A 21,182-nucleotide genomic window follows, 5' to 3' on the forward strand; every position below is an offset into this window, starting at 1 on the left:
AAACCCGCCGTGGGTGACGGCGGGAGGGGTAATATCTCGATAGAAAATACGCAGCTTAAGTCAGCGTATCTGGGGCAATCAGGCGACGAGCTGCCTCGGTGATCGAACCAGACAGTGATGGGTACACGGCAAAAGAATCCGCCAGATCCGTCACAGTGAGGTTGTTTGCCACCGCAACCGCGATCGGCAAAATCAGCTCCGAAGCATGCGGAGCGACGACCACGCCGCCAATAACCAGGTCGGATTGCCCACGGCAGAAAATCTTCACAAAACCATGGCGCAGCGAACGCATCTTCGCACGCGGGTTGGTGTGCAACGGCAATTTAAACTTCCGGGCCAGCACTTCCCCATCTTCGATTTCTTTTTCTGTCACGCCCACAGCCGCGATCTCCGGACGAGTGAACACCGCGGTAGCCACCGTCTTCAAGCGCAATGGCGAGACGCCTTCGCCCAGTGCGTGGTAGGCCGCGATACGGCCCTGCATAGCAGCCACCGATGCCAGTGGGAACAGGTTCGAGCAATCGCCAGCGGCATAAACATTCGGCACGTTGGTACGCGAGACGCGGTCCACCTTGATGTGGCCAGATTTTTCCATCTCCACACCTAGGCGCTCCAGCCCCATATTGGAGGTATTCGGGATGGAACCAATCGACAGCAACGCATGCGAGCCATGAATTTCGCGGCCATCGTCAGTGATCACCACAACGCCTTGCCCACCTTCACCGTCAGTGCGCTTGATCTCGGAAACACGCGCGTGCTTTTCTAATTCCACGCCACGCTCGGCCAGCACTTCCTCCAGAGTATCGGCAGCATCGGCGTCGTCATGCGGCAAAATACGATCACGAGAGGCCACCATGGTGACCTTCACATCCAGCTCGGAGAACGCGGAGACAAACTCGGCACCAGTAACACCGGAACCAACCACAATGAGGTGCTCTGGCAGCTCTTCCAAGTTATAAATTTGTTGCCACGTCAAAATCCGTTCACCATCTGGCTGCGCACCCGGCAAAATACGTGGGCTCGCACCGGTGGCCAGCAACACCAGGTCACACGGGATTAACTCCTCGCGGCCATCTTCCTTATGGGTAGCAGTAACTAGGTGGGTGACGCCGGAAACCATTTCCTCGAAGCTAGCGCGGCCGTTAATTACGCGCACACCCAGCTCTTCCAGGCCTTCGGCGATATCAGCAGACTGCTCATTAGCCAGCACCTGCACACGTTCGTTCAGCGCTTTCACCGAAAGGTTGGTTTCACCAATCCCCTCGTTCAAGCCCATGTCGTCGGCACGACGCAAGTCAGTTTTAATATTCGCGCCGGCGATAAACGATTTCGATGGAACACAATCCAGCAGCACCGAGTTGCCACCCGGAGCCAGATCATCAATCAAGGTCACTTTGGCACCATACTTAGTTGCCGCCGAGGCTGCTTCATACCCGGCTGGCCCTCCGCCTATGATTACCATTCGCTTTGCGGTGTGAGACACGCGGGCTCCTTACACTCTCATCGAAAATTATGTGCGGTTTGATGTTGTCCGGCCTGCATTTCTCCGACCTGATGTAGTCGTGGGAACCATCAGAGGGTTAGCAGGATTTGACCCCAGCGGCACGCCCACACACCAGATTTGGCGTGCAGAACAACGCAGCAAAGATCACATTTAACTCATTCTAACGCGCTTGTTCCTCATAACGCGCAACAATGCCACCAAACAAACGAATGCCGACGGCCAACGAGCGCTCATCCGGGTGGAAGTTTCCCTGATGCAGGTCCTGCATTTCGCCGGTACCCGACCAGCACCCCAGGCGCGCCATAGAACCAGGAACGTGTTCGAGGTACCAGGAAAAATCTTCCCCTCCCGACGATTGCGGAGCTTGCACTGCCGCCTGCGGATCAATGCCGGTCACTGCTTCTGCCAGCAGGGCCGTTGCCACCTCGTCGTTAAGCACGGGTGGTACACCTTGGTCATGCGTAACGGCGTAATCCACCCCGGTTGGGGCCAGGATCTCGCCGACGATTTCTGATAATTCCCGACGCAGCCAACGCCAGACGCTGATATCCGCGGTGCGCAACGTGCCCATCACTGAACCTTGTTCTGGGATCGCGTTCGGAGCAAATCCCGCGTGAATGGCACCAAAGACTACGACGGTGCCGGTGCGCGGATCCACTCGGCGTGAAAGCACCGCTGGCAATTCCGTCACCAATTTGCCCAGTGCGTAGACGACGTCGCTAGTGAGATGAGGGCGGGAAGTATGCCCGCCCGAGCCAGAGACTGCGATTTCAATAACATCTGAGGCCGAGGTAATCGCACCCGTACGGATTCCGATCTGGCCAACTTTCAATTTGGGTTCTGCATGCACCGCGTACAGCGCCGAGACCCCTTCGAGTGCGCCCCACTCAATCACATCAACTGCGCCACCAGTCATAACTTCTTCAGCCGGCTGGAAAATTACCCGCACGCCAAAGCTCAAAGCACCGGGATAAGCACTGATCAACTGCCCCAAGGAACACGCCAAGCCCAGCGCAATGGTGGTGTGGATATCATGCCCGCAAGAATGCGAAACCCCATCAATCTGCGAAGCAAATTCCGCACCTGTGAGCTCTTGAATGGGCAGCGCATCAATATCAGCACGGAAGGCTATGCGACCTTTACCGTGGTCCTCGCCGACATCGACATAAAGTCCTGTTTCTGGGAATCGGTGGGGGTGCAGGCCGTATTCTTCCAGCACCTGGCATAAGAAATCCGTGGTGGCATATTCCTTGTGGGATAGTTCCGGGTTACGGTGAATGTGGCGACGCCACCCGAGAACCTCGTCGTGATGGTGTTCGATCCACTCAGCAACGAACGAGGCAATATCCATCAACCCGGTCCTTTCTTCAGCTATCTAACAGCTAATCTCCAATTGCGAATCTCGCAATTACTCTTGCACCCTACTCTGCACAGTACACAGGCCCGAATTATACGCTGTTATCTTTTCCTGCGACGTTCTCCTGAGGACCGCTTGGGTGGCGTGATTTCCGCTGTTCCTAACGGTTCTGGTGCGGCGAATTCCGGAAGCTCATCGGTGACTGCCCGCGCCAAATACAGCGGGCTAAACGGGGCTGTGTCATGCTCTGCAACCGGCCACCTGCCCTGCAAATGCGGGGTGGTCGCCACACACGGGCCAGCAATCACCTCATCTACCCCGGGCAACAGCACGCCTGGCGGAACATACAGAATCTGTGCCAGCTTATACACCGTGGACAACACGGGATCAGCAGCTTTAGCTCCAGATTCATTACGTTCCAGGTTAGAAATAAGGTTGCGCGAAAGCCCCGATAATTGCGCTAACCGGGCCTGCGATAGCCCGCGCATTTCCCGCAAGGACCGCAGATTATTAGCTAGTGCGTGTCCGTAGCTTGTCCAATACCAGCGGTGGTATTCCACCATTGCGTATCCTCCCCCGAAAACAACTGCAATGCGCCCCACTCTAGTATGAGCGGAACCACACGCGCAGCTGCCACGCGGGGTGAGGCTTGGCTTAGGGCCGACTAAGGTTGCGGGCGTTGCTGGTGTTGCTGGTGTTGCCGCCAATTCGGGCTAGCGTTCTAGCGTTCTAATGTTTTAGTGTTTTAGCGTTTGCCTACAGCCCACGGGCACGGGGAATTAGAGATCAATATTGCGCGGGCCATACAGGCGATCACCAGCATCGCCAAGCCCAGGAACAATATAGGCGTCGTCGTTAAGCTCCGGGTCAATGGCCGCGGTGACCAGACGCACCGGCAAACCTGACTCCTCAAGGGCCTGCACACCCGGGCGAGCAGAGACGATGCACACCGCAGTGATGTCACGCGCACCTCGATCAGCCAACAGGCGCAGTGAATGCAGCAATGAGCCACCAGTTGCCAACATCGGGTCGACCAGGAAGACCGTGCGATCGCTCAAATCATCCGGTAGAGCTTCCAAATACGGAACTGGCTCATGAGTTTGTTCATCCCGCGCCATCCCGATGAAACCAACTTGTGCATCCGGGATCATTGCCAATGCTGGATCTACCATGCCTAGCCCGGCGCGGATGATCGGCACGATAATCGGCGGGTTCGAAAGCCTGGTGCCGGTGGTTTCGGCAACCGGGGTGTGCAGGGCAAACTCGTCGATGTCTAAGTTGCGTGCGGCTTCATACACCAGCATGGAACCTAGGTCTTTCAATGCTCCGCGAAAAGCTGCATTGTCGCTGCGTTGATCGCGCAGCAAGCTCAAACGCGCGGCGGCCAGGGGGTGTTCTACCACGGTGATATCCATAGTGCCCATGCTATGCCATGGGGAAGGCTTTGTGGCTGCCGGTGGAAACTCGTGGGAACCATTATGCATTCACCGTTGTCTAATGGGACATGACGACGTTCGCTTTTGCTTATGACCATGCCACTGCTCTATCCCACGACCTAGAAAAAGCCGCAGGTAGCATCCGTGAGCCTGCCCCACCAATGGCCGAGCCTTCCGTTGCCGCCAAAGCAGATGGCCAGCAGGGCCAGCAGGAATTCCGCACTGCTTTAGAACGCGCCACGACTGTGACTGCCACACATTCACGCCGGTTAGCACGGCGTTTACAGCAAGCTGCGGATTCTGGTTTCACCATGGTCCGTGATGCCCAATTGGCAGAATCCAGCACGATCGCCGAATCGAATACGCTTGCCGACGCCCTGTCTGGCCGAAGTACCTCAACCAGCGGCAATTTCTCTAACCAACATTCCTCTAATGGATAAGGAGGCGGGCTGATGAACGTCTTGGAAACTATCAACCGCATCAGTGAGCTCGCTCCCGCGCAGCTAGGTGATTTTTCTACGCCTATCATGCCGGATGTCTCCGCTGCTGGTGAGTTGGCCGCCGTCAGTGGTGCGAGCGCTGCGGATATAGAGGCAGCTGCAAAACTGATCGACGGGAATAATCACCACATCGCAGAAATCACCGCCGAGGCACAAGTAGCGATAACTACCACTGCAGAAAATCTACTGGGAATTGGGCACTCATTTCTCCAACAGGCTGCCCCTGTAGCACTGACAGCACTGCAACCAGTCCCAGGTGCCGCTGCAGGCGCTATCGCGCAGCTTGATGCCCTAGCACGCAGCCACATGGCGGAAGCGGAAACGGCAGCCAACGAGTTGGACGAACAGCTTTCTGCATTGGCTACGCGGCTGCACGGTATCGCCGAAGAACCGTTTGCACTCGATGATGCTTCACCCACTGCAACACCTCCTAGTCCAGCGCAGTACGCCAGCACCGGAGGCAATGGGACTGCTTACAGCCCGGGCAGTAACGCTGCTTTCCCTGAAGCAAATTTTGTACCAGCAGCACTAGAAACCACCGAAGAAACTGGCATTCAAGCTGGCACTGCAACTGGCGCAGAAAGTGACACAGAAACTGATAACCCGACAGACAACGCAACAGATGATGCCAGTACCGCCGCCGGGCGCGCAGCCGTTGCTGCTGCCCGAGGCCAGCTGGGAACGCCCTACCAATGGGGCGGAACCACACCTGGTGTCGGATTCGATTGCTCTGGGTTCACTCAATGGGCTTGGGGCGAAGCCGGAGTAGATATTCCCCGTTTGGCGCATGAACAGGCCGTCGGCCAGCAGGTTTCTGTCAATGAATTGCGCGAAGGAGATCTCGCAGTTTGGGACGGGCACGTGGCCATGTATGCCGGAAACGGTGAGCTCATTGAGGCAGGCAGCCCAGTATCTACTTCACCGTTGCGGACCAACAACTTGGACATGAATTTTCATGGTTTCTATCGGCCGACAGCTTAGCAACTCAACAGGCCAAAACCATGCCAAAGCCATGCCGAATCCATCACCTGCCACGCGCCACAGAGCCATCTCAGCACCGTCACAGATCCGTTACACAGCCGTTAACAGCACACTGTTTAATCGGGTTCGCTAAACTTAGTGCCCATGAATAATCGCGCGATCATCCCGGTTTCTGTTTCACTCAACAGCGGTGACTTTTACACCCTGTGGGCTCCAACCTGGAAAGAAAACGGCTCGCAGTGGGAAGCGTTTCTGGGCGACGATGAAAACGTCTTAGTCTTTCCCACTGTGGCGGAAATGCTGGTGTATTTGGAAAACACCACGAAGCACGACTTGCGTGACCACCCTAAGTGGAAAGATTTCGCAGAACTTCCGGAATACCGCGCACACCCGGAAGACCGCGATCATTATGACATCGTCGGCTTGCCCCACTACCTGGCCGATCGTCCTTCGTACGACGCCGTCGCTACCTCTGCCAAGATTTTGTCGATCACCAAAGCCCTCGGCAATGTCTGCGCCGATGACGACACAATGATCTTCTTTTCTACCCACTCTGTGCTGAATAACGTGCAGCGCGGCGCTGACCACTACTCTGGCGAACACGGCCTTTCCGAGTGGTCTTCCGTCGGCCGAGCGGTGCTCACGAACTGGAAAAAGATCGAATCGAATCTGGCAGATAGCGTGCGCATTGTTGATGTCACCGAAGAATTCCCCAGTGTCGACAAAACCACCATCGAAGATGCCGAAAAACGAATCGCTTCTTCGAAAGAGCAAGCCGACCAAGAGCGCGCCGAGCGGGAAGAAAAACGCAAGCGCGAGGCAGAAGCAGCCGATCCTTATGATTCCTCAGCCTGGGCCGCGGCAGGTATCGACCCAATCAAAATCACCATCGACGGTAAATCTGTGTACACATTGCGGTGCTATGTCGACGGCGCACCGGTCTTTTTGGGGCGTTTTGGCACCATCAACACCTTCGCGACCAGCCGCCAGTTGTTGCGCTGGATCATCGAAAATGATGAACACGACCTCGCCAAGGTTTCTACGTGGGAAGACATAGTGACTGCCGCCAACGCCGGAGAACTGGATGTCACGGTCCACCGCGATAACTCGTATAGCTTCCAGGGGCTAACCGAGGACATGGAAAAAGGGCCCGAAGCAGTGGACGTGCCACAAATGTCGGCCTGCTACGAACTGCTCGCCGATGCAGCAGACTGGGCTGGTGATGATTCCATCAACTCGTATATGCTGGCCAACCCACGTTTCCAAGATTATCTGGGCTATATGCTCGGATCACAACAAACCAGCGGCTACGTGCCTTCCAAGCCCTACACCGACCACTCGAAAGGTTGGCGCGGCTTGGAAGACATGCTGGTCAAGCGCTTCACGAAGTTCTAGTCTGCGTTCTCGCCTGCGGTGCCGTCCTCGGTTACCGCACCCGTTTCACCAGCTTCTTCCGCTTCCTCAGACTCATTAGTTCCATCTGGCTGCCGCAATTCTGCGTCAGCCAGTTTTTCATAGCGCGGCAAAATCTGGGTTTCCAACAATTGCTGGCGCTCCGGCTCACTCAAGAAACTAGCCGAGATTGTCTTCGCAGTAAGGTCAAAAAACTCTTCGAGCCCATAGCCGAAGGTCTCGGTAAGCGAATTCATGACATCGCTGCAGCTACCAGCATGCAATTGCCCAGCGGAAATGGTGCAGCGAAATCCCAGCTGCTGCAGCAGCGGCAACGGATGATCCGGAAGCTCATCGACGGCGGCCTCTCCCAAAGACTCGTCGGCAAGATCCCACAACGGCGTCATTTCCGCAGTAATGCCCCGATCTCGCACCCAACTCGAAATCTTTCCCGGCACAATACCGGTGATATCAGCAGAAAAGTCATCCACCAGCGCCAGCGGGCGACCTAAGCGCAACGCGCCTAGCTGGACAGCTGCGCCAACCGCATCAATACCGGCAGCACCGTCGATCGCGAAGGGCAGATAATTTTCCCGCAACTTCGTGCAAGCAGCGGCCAAGGCCGAACCGACAGTATTCCAGGCAGCATCCTCGCCCAAGATAAACACCATCCCAGCAAAGTTGGGATCCCCCTGCGCTTGTACCGCCAGCTCCGTCAATTCGGAAACGGCAGCACCATCGGCACGCGCGCACACTAACAACCTCGCCTGGATCCCCTCGGCAGCCACGGCATCTAGCGCCGTGGCAAAGGCGTCGGCAAGCACAAAGTCATCAGTGCAGAAATCCTCCACTACAACACGTAACTCAAGGTAGACGACATTATCCTCGCGATAGCGATGCACCGTCGACTGGATGTGTTTGGCCAATTGCTCGCGAGATGCCACCTGGGAACCGTCGTCGGTCTGCGTGGGCAAGTATTCATGGATGCTGACTTTCGGCAGCTCAGTGATCAACTGAGAAGCAAAGTTTTTATGCTCTGGGCTAATCGCAGGAGTCTCAATCATGCATACGATGGTACCGTCCGAATTTTGCGGTCTGAGATTCATTGCCGGTGTTTGCGCGCTGAGCCTAAACACTGTGTTTGCTAAGACAATTGGTTCGCCCCGCCTACGGAATAAGCAACGCTGCCGGTCGCGCGGAGTAGAATTATCGGCTGTTATGAATGAGAGCAAACCCGGCCGCCGAGCCATTGTGAGATACGGTTCAACCTGTTGCGCGAATCTTCTGGTCGTCGGCATGGCCACTGGAGCAGCCACGCTTGGCATTGGTGCTTTTGGCTCCGCGACCCCATACGCTGCCGCAACCCCGCACACTGCCGCGGCCCCGCTGCTTCACGCCCAGCAGGAAGAGCCCACTCCACTGGAAGGCCCCGCTCCAGCCCCAAGCGAGGGCGACGAGTCGGCAGCTCCGGAGCCACTCAGCCGCGAGGAAGCACCCGATACCAGCTCGTGCCCGAACCGTGTGCATCCGCCGCAGGCTCGCACCACGTCGGAGGCTGTCGCGCCGGGTCAGCCCTCCCCTACCCCATTGCCGCCGCTGGAGAAACAAAACTGCGGGGTCAGCACTGCTCCGGGTTTTCATGTCGACGAATCAGTCTTGGCTTCGGCCTGGTTGGTTGCCGATATCGATTCTGGCGAGATCATCGCACAAAAAGACCCCCACGGACGCTACCGGCCGGCCTCGATTATCAAAGCATTGCTGGCCTTGGTCGCCATTGCAGAGCTGGACCTGGAAAAGACCGTGACCGTCTCGCAGGAGTCCGCTGATCAAGTCGGCTCCCGAGTAGGCATCGGCGCCGGTGGCGAATACACCATCGAGCAGCTGCTGCACGGTTTGTTGCTGGCATCGGGTAATGATGCCGCGCACGCTCTGGCACAGGAACTCGGCGGCGACGAAGCGACGCTGCGCAAGATCAATAAGCTTGCCGACGAGCTCGGAACCACAGACACCTACGCCGCGAGCTATTCCGGCTTGGACGTGGCTGGAAACTCAGCCTCAGCCTATGACCTGGGATTGATTTATCGCGCGGCCTACCAAAACCCTACTTTTGATCGCATCGTGAACACCGAATTCATCGCATTCCCAGGCTTCGACGAGCACGAGGGATTCGAAGTATGGAACGACAACCACCTGTTCATGAATGATCCGGACGGGATGGGCGGTAAAACTGGCTACACCGACGATGCGAACCACACCTTCGTCGGTGCACTGAACCGTGACGGTCGGCGATTAATGGCGGTAATTCTCGATACCACCGTCGACAAGGCCCGCGCGTGGGAGCAGGCGCAGAAACTATTGCACTCGGGATTCTCTGTGGCGCCGGGCACGAATATCGGGATGCTGCAGCCAGTCGCCGATGCAGACACCGAACCCACCCTGACACAGGGGGCTAGTCCAGCACCGCAAAACTCCGATGATGCATCGCCAGATAGCGCGGACGCGGACAATGCCGGTATGGACGCTGCCCCGCACGAAAAGACGATCTTGATTGTGGTACTGGCTGTCATCGCCGCTGGCGCCGGAATTGCGGCAATAGCTGGATTTATCTTGCGCAGGCGTTAAGCTCTTTGCCACGGACAACTCTATATTTTCCCACGAGAGCAATCGTTCGGGAAAACGTTATCCAGACGTTATTTCGCCTTAAAGATCCGTCGGAGCGCCCAACCACCGGCGGCACCCAAGCCTGCACCCGCGCCTAGTAGGGTGCGGGTCGACGGGCGCTTTTTCACCTCGTGGCGTACTCGGATCACGGCTGGTTCAGGGACCGGAACCTCTTCCGTGGCACGAGCCTGCTTGGTGGTGGCGGTAAACGCAGAAACGTAGAGCACCACACGCCAGATCAAATACAACACAATCATCAAAGCGATGATTGGCCCGAATATCGCGCCGGTCGGACTACCCGTAGCCGAAGACAGAATCACGGTAAACAATTGCTTGATCACTTCAAAAACGAGCGCGCCGAGCAATGCACCAATGAAGCCAGCTTTCTTGGGCACTTTCTTGCGGGGCAGGATAACCACCAGCCACCACATGACCAGGAAGTTGGCCAAAATACCAACGAGCAATGCGGAAAAGAACAGGATGTAATTCAACCCTGGCATCACATCTTCTACATGAAGCCATTCCAAAACGGTAAAGACAATGCCAGACGACCCCACAGCAGTAATGCCGAAAGCAATGACGAATGCCAGGATCAAGCCAATCAGGCCCAGCAAATCATTGATCTTCTTGACGACGAAGTTAGCCCCGTCATTCGGATCCATATTCCACATCGCTGAAATACCAGCGCGCAGGTTGTGCATCCAGTTCAGACCAGTCCACAACGCGGTTAGGCCACCAATACCGGCCACCGCACCGCGGCGTTCGACCGCGCCTTCCAGAATCTCGTTGGCGATTTCGCCCATCTGCCCTTCCAGCGATTCCGTGATCTGGTTCTGGAAGCTAGCAAAAAGCTCGGGACGTCCTGCCAGAACCTGTGCAGCCGCAGCGACGATCAACATGGCGATCGGGAAGACCGCCAGCACCGAAAAATAAGTAATACCGGCGGCAAACTGATTACCGCCCTGCGCACCATAACGTTCGACGGTGCGCATAACGTGGTCGAAAAAGTCCGACTTTTGGCGCATCTTGTCGACGAAACCGGGCTCGTCTTCTCGAACTCGCTCGATGCCGTAATTATCGTGGTTTTTCTCGTTTGACTTTGTGGTGGTGGCTGCCACTTCAGTGTCCTTTAAGTTGGTGTTGGTCGTGCATTCAGGCGGGTTGCCACATATGTGTTGTCACAGACGTGCACTAGCCAGCGCTGACCTACGATGGCTAGTGCTATCTTAGACTGCCCTGAGTTTTCTCTGTGAGAGCTGCTTGCTCACTCTAACGCATCCGTAGCTAACGCGGCTGCGTTGGCAGGAAACCCACCTTGTCGTAAACGTCGGCAAGCACTCCAGCAGCCACTGCCCGGGCGCGCTCGGCTCCGTCGGCAAGAATTTGGCCCAACTGTGCGCGATCATCCATGAGTTCGTCGTAACGAGCACGCAGCGGAGTGGTGAATTCTTCCAACGCGTCCGCAGTATCGACCTTTAGATGGCCATAGCCTTTACCCTCGTAAGAGGCGATCAGCTCGTCAACAGAAGTGCCGGTCAACGCAGACTGAATGGTCAGGAGGTTGGACACCCCGGGCTGCTGCTCACGATCAAAAGCAATAACGCCGCGGTCATCAGTGACCGCTGATTTCAGGCGCTTCGCCGAGGTCTTCGGCGGATCCAGCAGGTTAATCAACCCCTTCGGATGTGGAGTGGATTTCGACATTTTGATCGTCGGATCCTGCAAATCATAAATCTTGGCCGAACCTTCTGGGATGAACGGCTCGGGAACCTCAAAGGTGCTGCCAAAACGGGTGTTGAAACGTTCCGCCAGGTTACGGGTGAGTTCCAAATGCTGGCGCTGATCTTCACCAACCGGTACGCACTGCGGACGGTAAAGCAAAATGTCAGCGGCCATGAGCATCGGATAAGTAAACAAGCCCACCGACGTGCGCTCCTCGCCCTGCTTAGCGGACTTGTCTTTAAACTGCGTCATGCGTGCAGCCTCGCCGTAGCCAGTCAGGCACTGCAGCACCCAATTCAGCTCAGCATGTTCCGGCACATGCGACTGGATGAACAATGTGGAACGCTCCGGATCAATCCCCAAAGCGATCAATTGCGCGACACCAGCGAAAGTCCGCTCGCGCAGCTGTTTCGGATCCTGCTCCACCGTCAATGCGTGCATATCTGGGATGAAATAAAACGCGTCGAAGTCATTTTGCAGCTCAATCCACTGCTTCAGCGCTCCGAGGTAATTACCCAGATGATATGAGTCTGCGGTTGGCTGAATGCCAGACAGCACGCGTGGTTTGTCGGTTGTGGGCACCGATGCAGTCATCTTCTTATCCTTTACTGAAAAACGAATGGTTTCTGGCACGCAAAAACCCTGCTGGCGGGAGTGCAACCAGCAGGGCGCGAAGCTAACGGTAGCTAGTGGGTATTCAGCTAAACCTTGCGCGAAGTTGGATCATAGAGATCCAGCGCAGTGGCGAAAGCAGCAACGAGGAACGCGCCGCCTACACCCATGGTGATACCTGAAACCAGCCCTGCCATGGAATACTGCACGTTCAGGTACCAGACAATCGAACCGGCCAAAATGGCGATGCCGATGATCAGCCAGGATAAAACGCGAATCATACTGAATTCTCTTTCCGCTCAGCGTCAGAAGTTAAGTTCCTTTTATGCTAGCAGGTTAGTCGCTTTCCGACGATTTTGGCTGCTTATTATCAGGGTTCTTAGTTTTCTTCGACGCCTCCGGTTTGATCCCCCTAGCAACCTTTGATTTCGCTTTCCGCGCGGTTTCGCGCACAAACTGCGCCGATAGGCGCAGGCGCGGATCCACCGGCTGGTTTTCGTCGTTATACGCGAAAATTGGCATGGACTTGTTGTACTTCACCGCCCACATGCGCACGGCAAAGGTCACGATCAGCCCTGCGGGAATCACCACTGCCGGTGGGGCACCTAATTGTTCCAAGACCATATAAGTCACCGAGCCGATCAGTGCGCAGGCTGCATACAAATCGCCCATGAATACTAGCGGCACACGGTCGCTTAAGATATCGCGCAAAATTCCGCCGAAGACACCGGTACAAATCGCGGCCACGATAGCGATCAATGGCCCATGGCCTTCCGACAACGCCACCTGGGTACCCAACACCGTAAACGCTGCCAGTCCCACCGCATCAAGCGCCAAAAAGAGCGAACGGAAATAGTGCATGAAAAACGACAGCGAAACAGTGATCGCCGCAGCTGCCAGTACGACAATCAAATACACCGGATTTTCCACCCACACCAGCGGGTAATGCCCAAGTAACACGTCACGCACTGTTCCCCCACCGAAGGCAGTGATAGCGGCGAGCAGCGAGACGGCGAAAAAATCCAGGCGCTGGCGGCCAGCAGACAAAGCTGCGGTCATGGCCTCTGCGGAAATACCGACGACATATGTCGCGGTCAATAACGTCGTCACGGTCATTGATGCACGTCCTTTACACGAGCTGGAAGCGAAGCTGGGGCTGCGCTGGAGCAAACCTTGAGCTGCGAGCCGAACTTAGTGAAATTCCACCAACAACGGCGAGTGATCCGACCAACGCTGCTCGACCGTCGGGGCCTTTTCTACCCAGGTTCGCTGCGCGCGTTCCAGCATGGCGCGGGTGGCAGCCTGATAATCAATGCGCCACCCCGCGTCGTTGTTAAATGCCTGACCACGGTAGGTCCACCAGGTATACGGCCCGTCTTGTTCCGGATCTGGATTGAGACGACGCGCCAGGTCAAACCACTGCGGGTCGATGGTCGGCTCACGTCGTGTGTGTGCCGAATAATCAACTACGCCTTGGTAGTCACCAAGAAACTTCTTCTCTTGCGGGGCAGCATCAGGAAACGCCCCGAAGACGGAATCAAAAAAGGCGCGTTCTTCCGGCAAATGGCCAGAGACCTTTTCATTAGGCTTGTTGTTTTTCAGATCTTGACTGCGGTGGCAAATATTCCAGTCCCCACCGATGACCATGTTCTCGTGTGCAGCTGCACGCTGGTCCAAAATCGAATCAAATTCATCCAAGAAAGCATATTTTTCGTCTTGCTTAGCTGTCCCCTGTGCACCGGAAGGCAAATACAGCGAGGCCACGCGGACATCGCCAAAGCTAGACCCCAGAGTGCCTTCGATCCAACGACCGGCATTATTAAACGCGCTGTCGCCGCCAAAGCCCACCTGGACGTCGGCAAGCGGACTACGCGATAAAATTCCCACCCCGGCGCGACCCTTGGCCTCGGCATCAGCAACCACCAGGTGCCAGCCAGATTCCAGCGCAGGGGCTAATGCCTTTTCGGTTTGTTCCGGGGTCGCGCGGACTTCCTGCATGAGAACGACGTCGGCACTGGTATTTTCCAACCAGTGATTCATCCCCAGGTTATCGTCGTTACGTTTCTTGCAGGCGGCGCGGATGCCGTTGACGTTAACTGTGGCTATCGTCAGTTGAGGTTCAGACATGGCACCCACTGTATAGGGTGGGCGTCACAGTGTGGAAACTAACCAGTCTTAGTGAACGGTTTGTCCCGTTTTAGTGAACGACTTGTGGCGCAACCAAATAGTCGGAAACCAAATAATGATTGCAGCGATGGCCAAAGCGGCACCAGCAAGCGATGGGGCGCTGTAGCTGTAACCGGCGGAAATCACCGCACCACCCAGCGCAGCACCCGCTGCATTCGCCATGTTCAGTGCGGAATGGTTCAACGCAGCAGCCAGAGTTTGTGCGTCGCCAGCGGTATCCATCAAACGAATCTGTAGCGATGGCACCAGCGTCGAGCCGAAGAAACCTACCAGGCCGAAGTTGATGGTGCCTAACCACGGGTTCGAAGATGTGAAATAGAACGCGACCAGCACCAGGCAGATCATCGCCAAAGCAAACAGGATGCCCTTTTCCAAATTCCAGTCAGCAACGCGCCCACCGAACCACGTACCGGCGACCATACCAATGCCGTAAGCCATGAGGACCACCCACATCAGTGACGGATCCAGCCCAGCTTGTTCGGTCATCGTCCAGGAGATGTAGGTGTAGACCGCGAACATGCCGCCGAAACCAACGGTGCCCATCGCCAAGGTGAGCCATACCTGGCCACGCTGCAGTGCGCCCAACTCCGTACGAACGGAGGTCGCGCCCATACGCACCATGTGCGGCATCAGGTACCACAACGACAGCAGCGTAATAACGCCAACAGCGGTGACGAAAACGTACGACGCGTGCCAGCCAAAGGCTTGCCCCAGCGCCTGTGCCGCAGGAACACCGCCGACGGTGGCAAAGGACAGCCCCATCGAGACAAAGGAAATCGCACGTCCGCGTTCACCCTCCGGCGCCATCGAAGCCGCGGCCAAACCCGCCACCGAGAAATATGCGCCATGTGGCAAACCCGCAAGAAAACGGGCTGCAAGTAAGAATTCATAGCTCGGCGCGATGACCGACAAGAAGTTTCCTGCGATGAACGCACCAACCAGCAGAAGCAGCAACCGTCGCCGGGGAATCTTTCCTGTTACAGCAGTGATCGCTGGCGCACCGATGACGACGCCCAACGCGTAGAGGGAAATGATGCGCCCTGCAGAATCTTCCGTGACCCCGAAATCCTCGGCGATCAGCGACAACAAACCCATGGACACGAATTCGGTAACCCCAATACCGAATCCACCCAATCCCAGGGCAACCATGACGATATAACGTCGTTTCTCTGTGATCTCTGTTTGCCGTGGCAGGGCTCGACGACGAGGGGCAGAAGCAATCTTGCGCAAATGACTCAGGTGTGGCACGCATGTGACCCTACGCCGAAAAACATGCAGGTGCCTAGTTTCCCGTTTGTTGTGTGTTATGCGCCACGACAACACACGGTGTTGGGCCATCTTCATGGCCTTTACGACGGGCCATCTTTATGGCCTTCACGGCAGACAATTGCTTTTGTAGGTAACCTGGTACCGCGACATTTTAGTGACGAAAATTTTAAGGAGTCTGAGATGGCGAAGATTATTTGGACCCGTACCGACGAAGCCCCTCTGCTGGCAACCTACTCATTCAAGCCAGTAGTCGAGGCTTTTGCTTCCACTGCGAATATTGATGTTGAAACCGCCGATATCTCCCTGGCTGGTCGTATCATCTCCCAGTTCCCAGAGCGTTTGACCGAAGAGCAGAAAATGGACGACGCTCTGGCACAGCTCGGCGAGCTGGCGCAGAAGCCAGAAGCGAACATCATCAAACTGCCAAATATCTCAGCTTCCCTCGTGCAGCTAAAGAACGCCATCAAGGAACTGCAGGAAGGCGGCTACGACCTTCCTGATTACCCAGATAAGCCTGCCAATGCCGAAGAAGAAGACATCCAGAACCGCTATGACTCGGTGAAGGGTTCTGCCGTAAACCCTGTGCTACGCGAGGGCAACTCCGACCGCCGCGCACCACAGGCTGTCAAGAACTTCACCAAGAAGCACCCACACTCCATGCAGGACTGGCCAGCAGATTCCAAGTCCGCCGTGGCCACCATGGATGCCAACGACTTCGCGCACAACGAGAAGTCCGTCATCATCGACGGCGACGACGAATTGAAGTTTGTCCTCAAGGCCGCCGACGGTTCCGAAAAGGTACTGAAGGAAGGTCTGAAGGTTGAAGACCGCGAAGTAGTCGACGCCACCTTCATGTCTGCGAAAGCCTTGGATTCCTTCCTGCGCGACCAGGTTGCCTACGCCAAGGAAAACAACCTGCTGTTCTCGGCGCACCTGAAGGCGACCATGATGAAGGTCTCCGACCCGATTCTATTCGGCCACGTCGTACGCGCGTACTTCCACGAAGTTTTTGAGAAGTACGGCGAAGAACTGATCGAAGCCGGCCTGAACGGCGAGAACGGCCTGGGCCATATCCTGGAAAACCTGGACAAACTGGACAACGGCAACGAGATCAAGCAGGCATTCGAGAAGGCACAGGAAGACGGCGCCCCACTGGCTTACGTCAACTCGCACAAGGGAATCACCGCTCTGCACGTGCCGTCAGACGTCATCGTGGACGCTTCCATGCCTGCGATGATGAAAACCGGCGGCCAGATGTGGAACAAGAACGACGAAACCCAGGACGCCTTGGCTATCATCCCGGATTCTTCCTACGCCGGTGTGTACCAGACCGTCATCGAGGATTCCCAGGCGAACGGCCAGTACGACCCAACCACCCTGGGTACTGTGCCAAACGTGGGCCTGATGGCCAAGAAGGCCGAAGAATATGGTTCCCACGACAAGACCTTCAAGATCCCTTCTGCAGGCACCGTCGAGGTTCGCAACAGCGCTGGCGAGGTTCTAATCTCCCACGACGTGGAAGAAAACGATATCTGGCGTGCCACCCAAACCAAGGATGAGCCAATCCAGGACTGGGTCAAGCTGGCTGTTTCCCGTGCGCGTACTTCCGGCATGCCAGCCATCTTCTGGTTGGACGAGAACCGCGGCCACGACGCCACCCTGATCAAGCTGGTGAACAAGTACCTCGAAGACCACGACACCGAGGGCTTGGATATCTCCATCATGGATCCAGTCTCTGCCACCAAGAAGTCTGTAGAGCGTATGCGCAATGGTGAGGACACCATCTCCGTGACCGGTAACGTTTTGCGTGACTACAACACCGACCTGTTCCCGATCTTGGAGCTGGGTACTTCCGCGAAGATGCTCTCGGTGGTTCCACTGATGGCTGGCGGTGGCCTGTTCGAGACCGGTGCTGGCGGATCCGCTCCAAAGCACGTGCAGCAGGTCCTGGAAGAAAACCACCTGCGCTGGGACTCCCTGGGTGAATTCCTGGCTCTGGCGGAATCCTTCCGTCACGAGGCAGCGAAAAACGACAACGCCAAGGCCTCTGTTTTGGCCTCGGCACTGGACAAGGCCACCGAGAAGCTTCTCGACGAGGGCAAGTCACCTTCCCGCAAGGTAGGCGAAATCGACAACCGCGGTTCTCACTTCTATCTGGCGATGTACTGGGCTCAGGAACTGGCAGCACAGTCGGAGGATTCCGAGCTGGCTGAGCACTTCGCCCCAATCGCGGAGAAGTTCTCCGAGGCTGCTGACAAGATCGATGCCGAGCTGATGGAAGTTCAGGGCGACGGCGCTGATTTGGGTGGCTACTACCAGCCATCCGACGACAAAGCTTCCAAGGTCATGCGCCCATCGGCTACCTACAACCAGCTGATGGAAGAGCTGAAGAAGTAAAACTTCGCGCAAAGCTGCGGTGCTTGCGCCGGATATCCGGCGCAAGCACCCATTTAAAGTTTTAAGCGCCCGAGGCAGGGTTTTGCCTCGGGCGCTTTTTCGGTGCCTGGGTGGTGTGGACGCTTGGGTGGTGTCGGTTCCCGGGCGCTTTTTGCTGCGGTTTGGTGCGTTTTTACAAATAGTGGGGTAAAAAGGCCCAGTTTTCAGCGTCTATTTGTAAAACGGCACCACTAGCTTCGGCCTACAAAAGTTTTCACCTGGGCTTTCGCGGAGCCCACGCCCCGCGGCCTTGCTTAACCCACCAGGTTGCGCAGCACATCCCAGAAGGTTCCGACCATCACGACCACACCGATGATGACCACAAACCAGTTGCTGACTACCGGCCGGAAACGCTTGAGCGCATCGATGCGGTAGATGGCCCACGCTGGCAGCAAGTAAGTCATGAAGCCCATGAAGATGCCGCCGATCAAGGTGATCATGTCCAAAATGGATGGGTTGATGATCGCCACGGCCGTGACCACGACAAAAACAAACAGGTAGATAGCAATGGCCACGCTACGCGGGTTAGCATCCCGCATTACGCCCGGAGCCACCAGCTTGCCGAAGTACCGGGTACCTTCCACCGTGGCCAGCAGGTGACCGAAGTACGACGAAATGATCGCACAGATCACCACGATTGGTGCAATATAGGCAAGGAACTGCGTGCCAGTTTCATTCGCCAGGTAGGACAGCACCGGAATGTTCTGCTCGTAGGCTTCTTCCATGCCGTCCGCCCCCAAAGCGAGTGCGGAAGACCAGACAAAGAACATGGTGAAAAGCGTTAGCAAAGCCGTGGCAATCAGGATGATCTTGGAGGATTGCTTCTCGGCTCCGTCACCGTAGAAGCGTTCCGTGTCCAGCACGAACTGCGAAATTGCTGCCAGGAAACTGAAGGAGAACACCAACACCGGCATGATCAAGATGATGTCGCCAAGATTAGCGACAAAGCCATCGGCGCTGTAGTGGTAGAACGAGCTGAAATCCCACTGCGGGATCAGGTACAGAGACACCGCAGCCAGCGCCACGATCAACGGGTAGATCACGAACTGCGCGACCAGCAACGCGGTGTTGCGACCTAGGGCAAAACCGAGTGTCATCAAGCCGACGCAGAGCGTCGCCAAGATTGGGCGCGAGATTTCTGGGCCGTTCAGCTGATTTTGGATGAAGCTGTCCACGGTGTTGGTGATCGATATACCGTAGATCATCACGATCGGGAACACCGTGAACCAGTAAATCAGGGCGACCAGAATACCGATATTTTTGCCGAAGAAGCCCGTGACCACTTCCAGGACGTCTTGACCTTGCTGCGAGGATCCGCTAAGCATGCGTGCGTAGGCGCGGTGCGACAGGAATGCCATAGGACCGATCAGAAGGGTGGCAACCAAAAGCGGCCAGAATCCGAAGCTACCGGCATTAATGGGCAGAAAGAGGATACCGGCACCGACTGCGGTACCAAACAGTGCCAGAGCCCACTTCGAGTTGTTGGGTTTTTCGCCGCGGACGTCCTGATCATAGCCAGGACCTCCGGTTTTCCCGGGATCGCCAGCTGTACCTTGGCCGCCTGCGGTTTCGGTTTGCGCTGAAGCGGGAGTGTGTTTTTCGCTCACGAGCTGGAGCCTTTCCGTCGTCAAGAATGATTATTAATAATCACAGATTGTTGAGCAGTCCACACCATTATGTCAGCCACATCACAAGAATGGAAAACCAGACTTGAAGCACAACCACATCCACCACATCTGACTTGTCGACGACCACCGCCACGGAAACAGAATATAATTCTATAAGTAGACAGCTCTGTTCATCTAGACTGTGTGAAGCAAGTTACCGTCCACGTCGGAAAGCCCAAAACATGCCTCACACCACGCCTTTTGGTCCATCCTCCACGCTGAACCACGCCAGCATCGGCGAATTCCGCACGGAAGCTGGCGCCATGATGGATGAGGTCACGCTGGGATATCATGTCTTTGGAGCTTTCCGGGGCGAGTTGGACGGACCCAATAACGTCATCCTGATCGAGCATGCCCTGACTGGCTCCTCCGACGTCGCGGATTGGTGGGGCGAGCTGCTCGGCCCCGGGCGGGCACTCGACACTTCGCGCTGGTGCTTCATCTGCGTCAACGCGCTTGGCGGCTGCCACGGATCTACGGGACCATCCAGCATTGCTTCCGACGGCCGGGCATGGGGTTCACGGTTTCCGGCAGTATCCATCCGCGATATCGTCGCCGCGGAATACCAACTTCTCGAGCTGCTGGGCTTGCAGAAAATCCACGCCGTTATTGGCGGTTCCATGGGCGGTGCGCGCGCTTTGGAATGGTCACTGCTCTACCCGGAAATGATGAATGCCGTGTGCATTCTGGCAGTCTCCGCCCGGGCGTCTGGCTGGCAGATCGGCATTCAGTGTGCGCAAATCTCTGCAATCGAGCGCGATATCAACTGGCACGGTGGCGACTACTACGACACCGACGACTACCCTCTCGAAGGTCTGTGCGCCGCTCGCCGGATCGCACACCTGACTTACCGTGGCGAGCAGGAGATCGACGAACGCTTCGGCTCCGATGCGAACGAAGGCGAAAACCCCTTCGGCGAATTCCGCGACCCTACCCAGCGCTTTGCCGTCAATAGCTACCTGGAATACCAGGGCATCAAGCTGTCGGAACGCTTCGATGCCGGTTCCTACGTCGCGCTCACCGAGGCGCTTAACCGGCACGATATTGGGCGCGGGCGCGGCGGGCTTAACCGTGCACTCGGACGTTCGACCGTGCCGACGATGATCGTTGGCGTCGACACGGATATTTTGTACCCATATCACCAGCAGGAACATCTCTCGCGGAATATTGGCAACTTCTTGGGCATGGCGAAGATTGTCTCGCCGGTTGGCCACGACGCGTTCCTAACGGAAACCCGGCAGTTAGATCGCATTTTCCGGAAGTTTTTCAAGCTATCCCTGCCGGAGCCCTACAGTATTTAGGATTTAGGCCGCCCCACATTCTGGTGCCGCTGACTCTGAAACAGCTGCAAGAAACGGCCCACTCCGAGTTGAATTCCCCACTCGATAGGGCGTTCGTTTCGAACAAAATTACCTTTCCAATGGGATTTGAATTATCCACAGCATAATTCATTAATTA

General features: G+C 56.3%; 18 protein-coding genes. 6 read left to right on the forward strand and 12 right to left on the reverse strand.

Translation table 11 applies throughout. The annotated features are described in order from the left end of the window. Positions 1–55: 55 nt before the first annotated feature. The 4 genes from L9H78_RS07965 to upp all read right to left on the reverse strand — a co-directional run bounded on the left by L9H78_RS07965 (position 56) and on the right by upp (position 4,276). A complete protein-coding gene (locus tag L9H78_RS07965; protein WP_249618863.1) occupies positions 56–1,462 on the reverse strand; it encodes an NAD(P)H-quinone dehydrogenase in 1,407 nt (468 codons plus the stop codon). A gap of 202 nt (positions 1,463–1,664) precedes the next feature. After that, entirely contained in the window at positions 1,665–2,855 is a 1,191-nt protein-coding gene (locus L9H78_RS07970) for an amidohydrolase (RefSeq protein ID WP_249617588.1), read from the reverse strand. Between the two features lie 107 nt (positions 2,856–2,962). Continuing rightward, positions 2,963–3,424 (reverse strand): helix-turn-helix domain-containing protein, encoded by a 462-nt coding sequence (locus tag L9H78_RS07975; RefSeq protein ID WP_249619775.1) that lies wholly within the window; start codon positions 3,422–3,424, stop codon positions 2,963–2,965. Positions 3,425–3,640: 216 nt separating this feature from the next. Next, entirely contained in the window at positions 3,641–4,276 is a 636-nt protein-coding gene (upp, locus tag L9H78_RS07980; protein ID WP_249619776.1) for a uracil phosphoribosyltransferase, read from the reverse strand. 89 nt (positions 4,277–4,365) lie between these two features. On the opposite strand from upp, the gene L9H78_RS07985 reads away from it, so the two are divergent. The 3 genes from L9H78_RS07985 (at position 4,366) to L9H78_RS07995 (ending at position 7,173) form a co-directional block, all read left to right on the forward strand. Then, on the forward strand, positions 4,366–4,737 hold the full coding sequence (locus L9H78_RS07985; protein ID WP_249619777.1) for a hypothetical protein: 372 nt from the start codon (positions 4,366–4,368) through the stop codon (positions 4,735–4,737). A 12-nt stretch (positions 4,738–4,749) separates the two neighbouring features. Next, positions 4,750–5,778, forward strand: coding sequence for a C40 family peptidase (locus tag L9H78_RS07990; protein ID WP_249619778.1), 1,029 nt, complete (start codon positions 4,750–4,752; stop codon positions 5,776–5,778). A gap of 144 nt (positions 5,779–5,922) precedes the next feature. Next, positions 5,923–7,173 carry a hypothetical protein gene (locus tag L9H78_RS07995; RefSeq protein ID WP_249619779.1) on the forward strand — a complete coding sequence of 417 codons (1,251 nt, stop codon included), beginning with the start codon at positions 5,923–5,925 and terminating at the stop codon, positions 7,171–7,173. Here L9H78_RS07995 and L9H78_RS08000 read toward each other — a convergent pair. Beyond that, positions 7,170–8,234 carry an amidohydrolase family protein gene (locus tag L9H78_RS08000; RefSeq protein ID WP_249619780.1) on the reverse strand — a complete coding sequence of 355 codons (1,065 nt, stop codon included), beginning with the start codon at positions 8,232–8,234 and terminating at the stop codon, positions 7,170–7,172. The two genes, L9H78_RS07995 and L9H78_RS08000, sit on opposite strands and share 4 nt — an antisense overlap. Positions 8,235–8,466: 232 nt before the next feature. On the opposite strand from L9H78_RS08000, the gene L9H78_RS08005 reads away from it, so the two are divergent. Next, a complete protein-coding gene (locus tag L9H78_RS08005; RefSeq protein ID WP_430622730.1) occupies positions 8,467–9,792 on the forward strand; it encodes a D-alanyl-D-alanine carboxypeptidase family protein in 1,326 nt (441 codons plus the stop codon). A 68-nt stretch (positions 9,793–9,860) separates the two neighbouring features. Here the strand turns inward: L9H78_RS08005 and L9H78_RS08010 are convergent, their stop codons facing one another. The 6 genes from L9H78_RS08010 to L9H78_RS08035 form a co-directional block, all read right to left on the reverse strand. Further along, positions 9,861–10,949, reverse strand: a complete 1,089-nt coding sequence (locus L9H78_RS08010) for a YhjD/YihY/BrkB family envelope integrity protein (protein WP_249619782.1) — start codon at positions 10,947–10,949, stop codon at positions 9,861–9,863. 166 nt (positions 10,950–11,115) lie between these two features. After that, positions 11,116–12,147 (reverse strand): tryptophan--tRNA ligase, encoded by a 1,032-nt coding sequence (gene trpS, locus L9H78_RS08015; RefSeq protein WP_249617596.1) that lies wholly within the window; start codon positions 12,145–12,147, stop codon positions 11,116–11,118. Positions 12,148–12,254: 107 nt separating this feature from the next. Further along, positions 12,255–12,446: a hypothetical protein gene (locus L9H78_RS08020; RefSeq protein WP_021351859.1), complete on the reverse strand. Its 192-nt coding sequence runs from the start codon at positions 12,444–12,446 to the stop codon at positions 12,255–12,257. A gap of 55 nt (positions 12,447–12,501) precedes the next feature. After that, positions 12,502–13,281, reverse strand: coding sequence for a trimeric intracellular cation channel family protein (locus L9H78_RS08025; RefSeq protein ID WP_021351860.1), 780 nt, complete (start codon positions 13,279–13,281; stop codon positions 12,502–12,504). Between the two features lie 75 nt (positions 13,282–13,356). Next, positions 13,357–14,292: an exodeoxyribonuclease III gene (locus L9H78_RS08030; protein WP_249619783.1), complete on the reverse strand. Its 936-nt coding sequence runs from the start codon at positions 14,290–14,292 to the stop codon at positions 13,357–13,359. A gap of 48 nt (positions 14,293–14,340) precedes the next feature. Next, positions 14,341–15,600, reverse strand: coding sequence for an MFS transporter (locus tag L9H78_RS08035; protein WP_249619784.1), 1,260 nt, complete (start codon positions 15,598–15,600; stop codon positions 14,341–14,343). 201 nt (positions 15,601–15,801) lie between these two features. Here L9H78_RS08035 and L9H78_RS08040 point away from each other — a divergent pair, with 201 nt between their 5' ends. Continuing rightward, positions 15,802–18,018: an NADP-dependent isocitrate dehydrogenase gene (locus L9H78_RS08040; protein ID WP_249619785.1), complete on the forward strand. Its 2,217-nt coding sequence runs from the start codon at positions 15,802–15,804 to the stop codon at positions 18,016–18,018. Between the two features lie 293 nt (positions 18,019–18,311). On the opposite strand, the gene L9H78_RS08045 is transcribed toward L9H78_RS08040, so the two are convergent. Next, positions 18,312–19,664, reverse strand: a complete 1,353-nt coding sequence (locus L9H78_RS08045; protein ID WP_249619786.1) for an SLC5/6 family protein — start codon at positions 19,662–19,664, stop codon at positions 18,312–18,314. Positions 19,665–19,906: 242 nt separating this feature from the next. Here L9H78_RS08045 and metX point away from each other — a divergent pair, with 242 nt between their 5' ends. Beyond that, complete coding sequence (gene metX / locus L9H78_RS08050) at positions 19,907–21,025, forward strand: homoserine O-acetyltransferase MetX (RefSeq protein ID WP_249617602.1); 1,119 nt, start codon at positions 19,907–19,909, stop codon at positions 21,023–21,025. Positions 21,026–21,182: the final 157 nt, after the last annotated feature.

Source organism: Corynebacterium pseudodiphtheriticum, from assembly GCF_023509295.1.
Taxonomy (GTDB): Bacteria; Actinomycetota; Actinomycetes; order Mycobacteriales; family Mycobacteriaceae; genus Corynebacterium; species Corynebacterium pseudodiphtheriticum.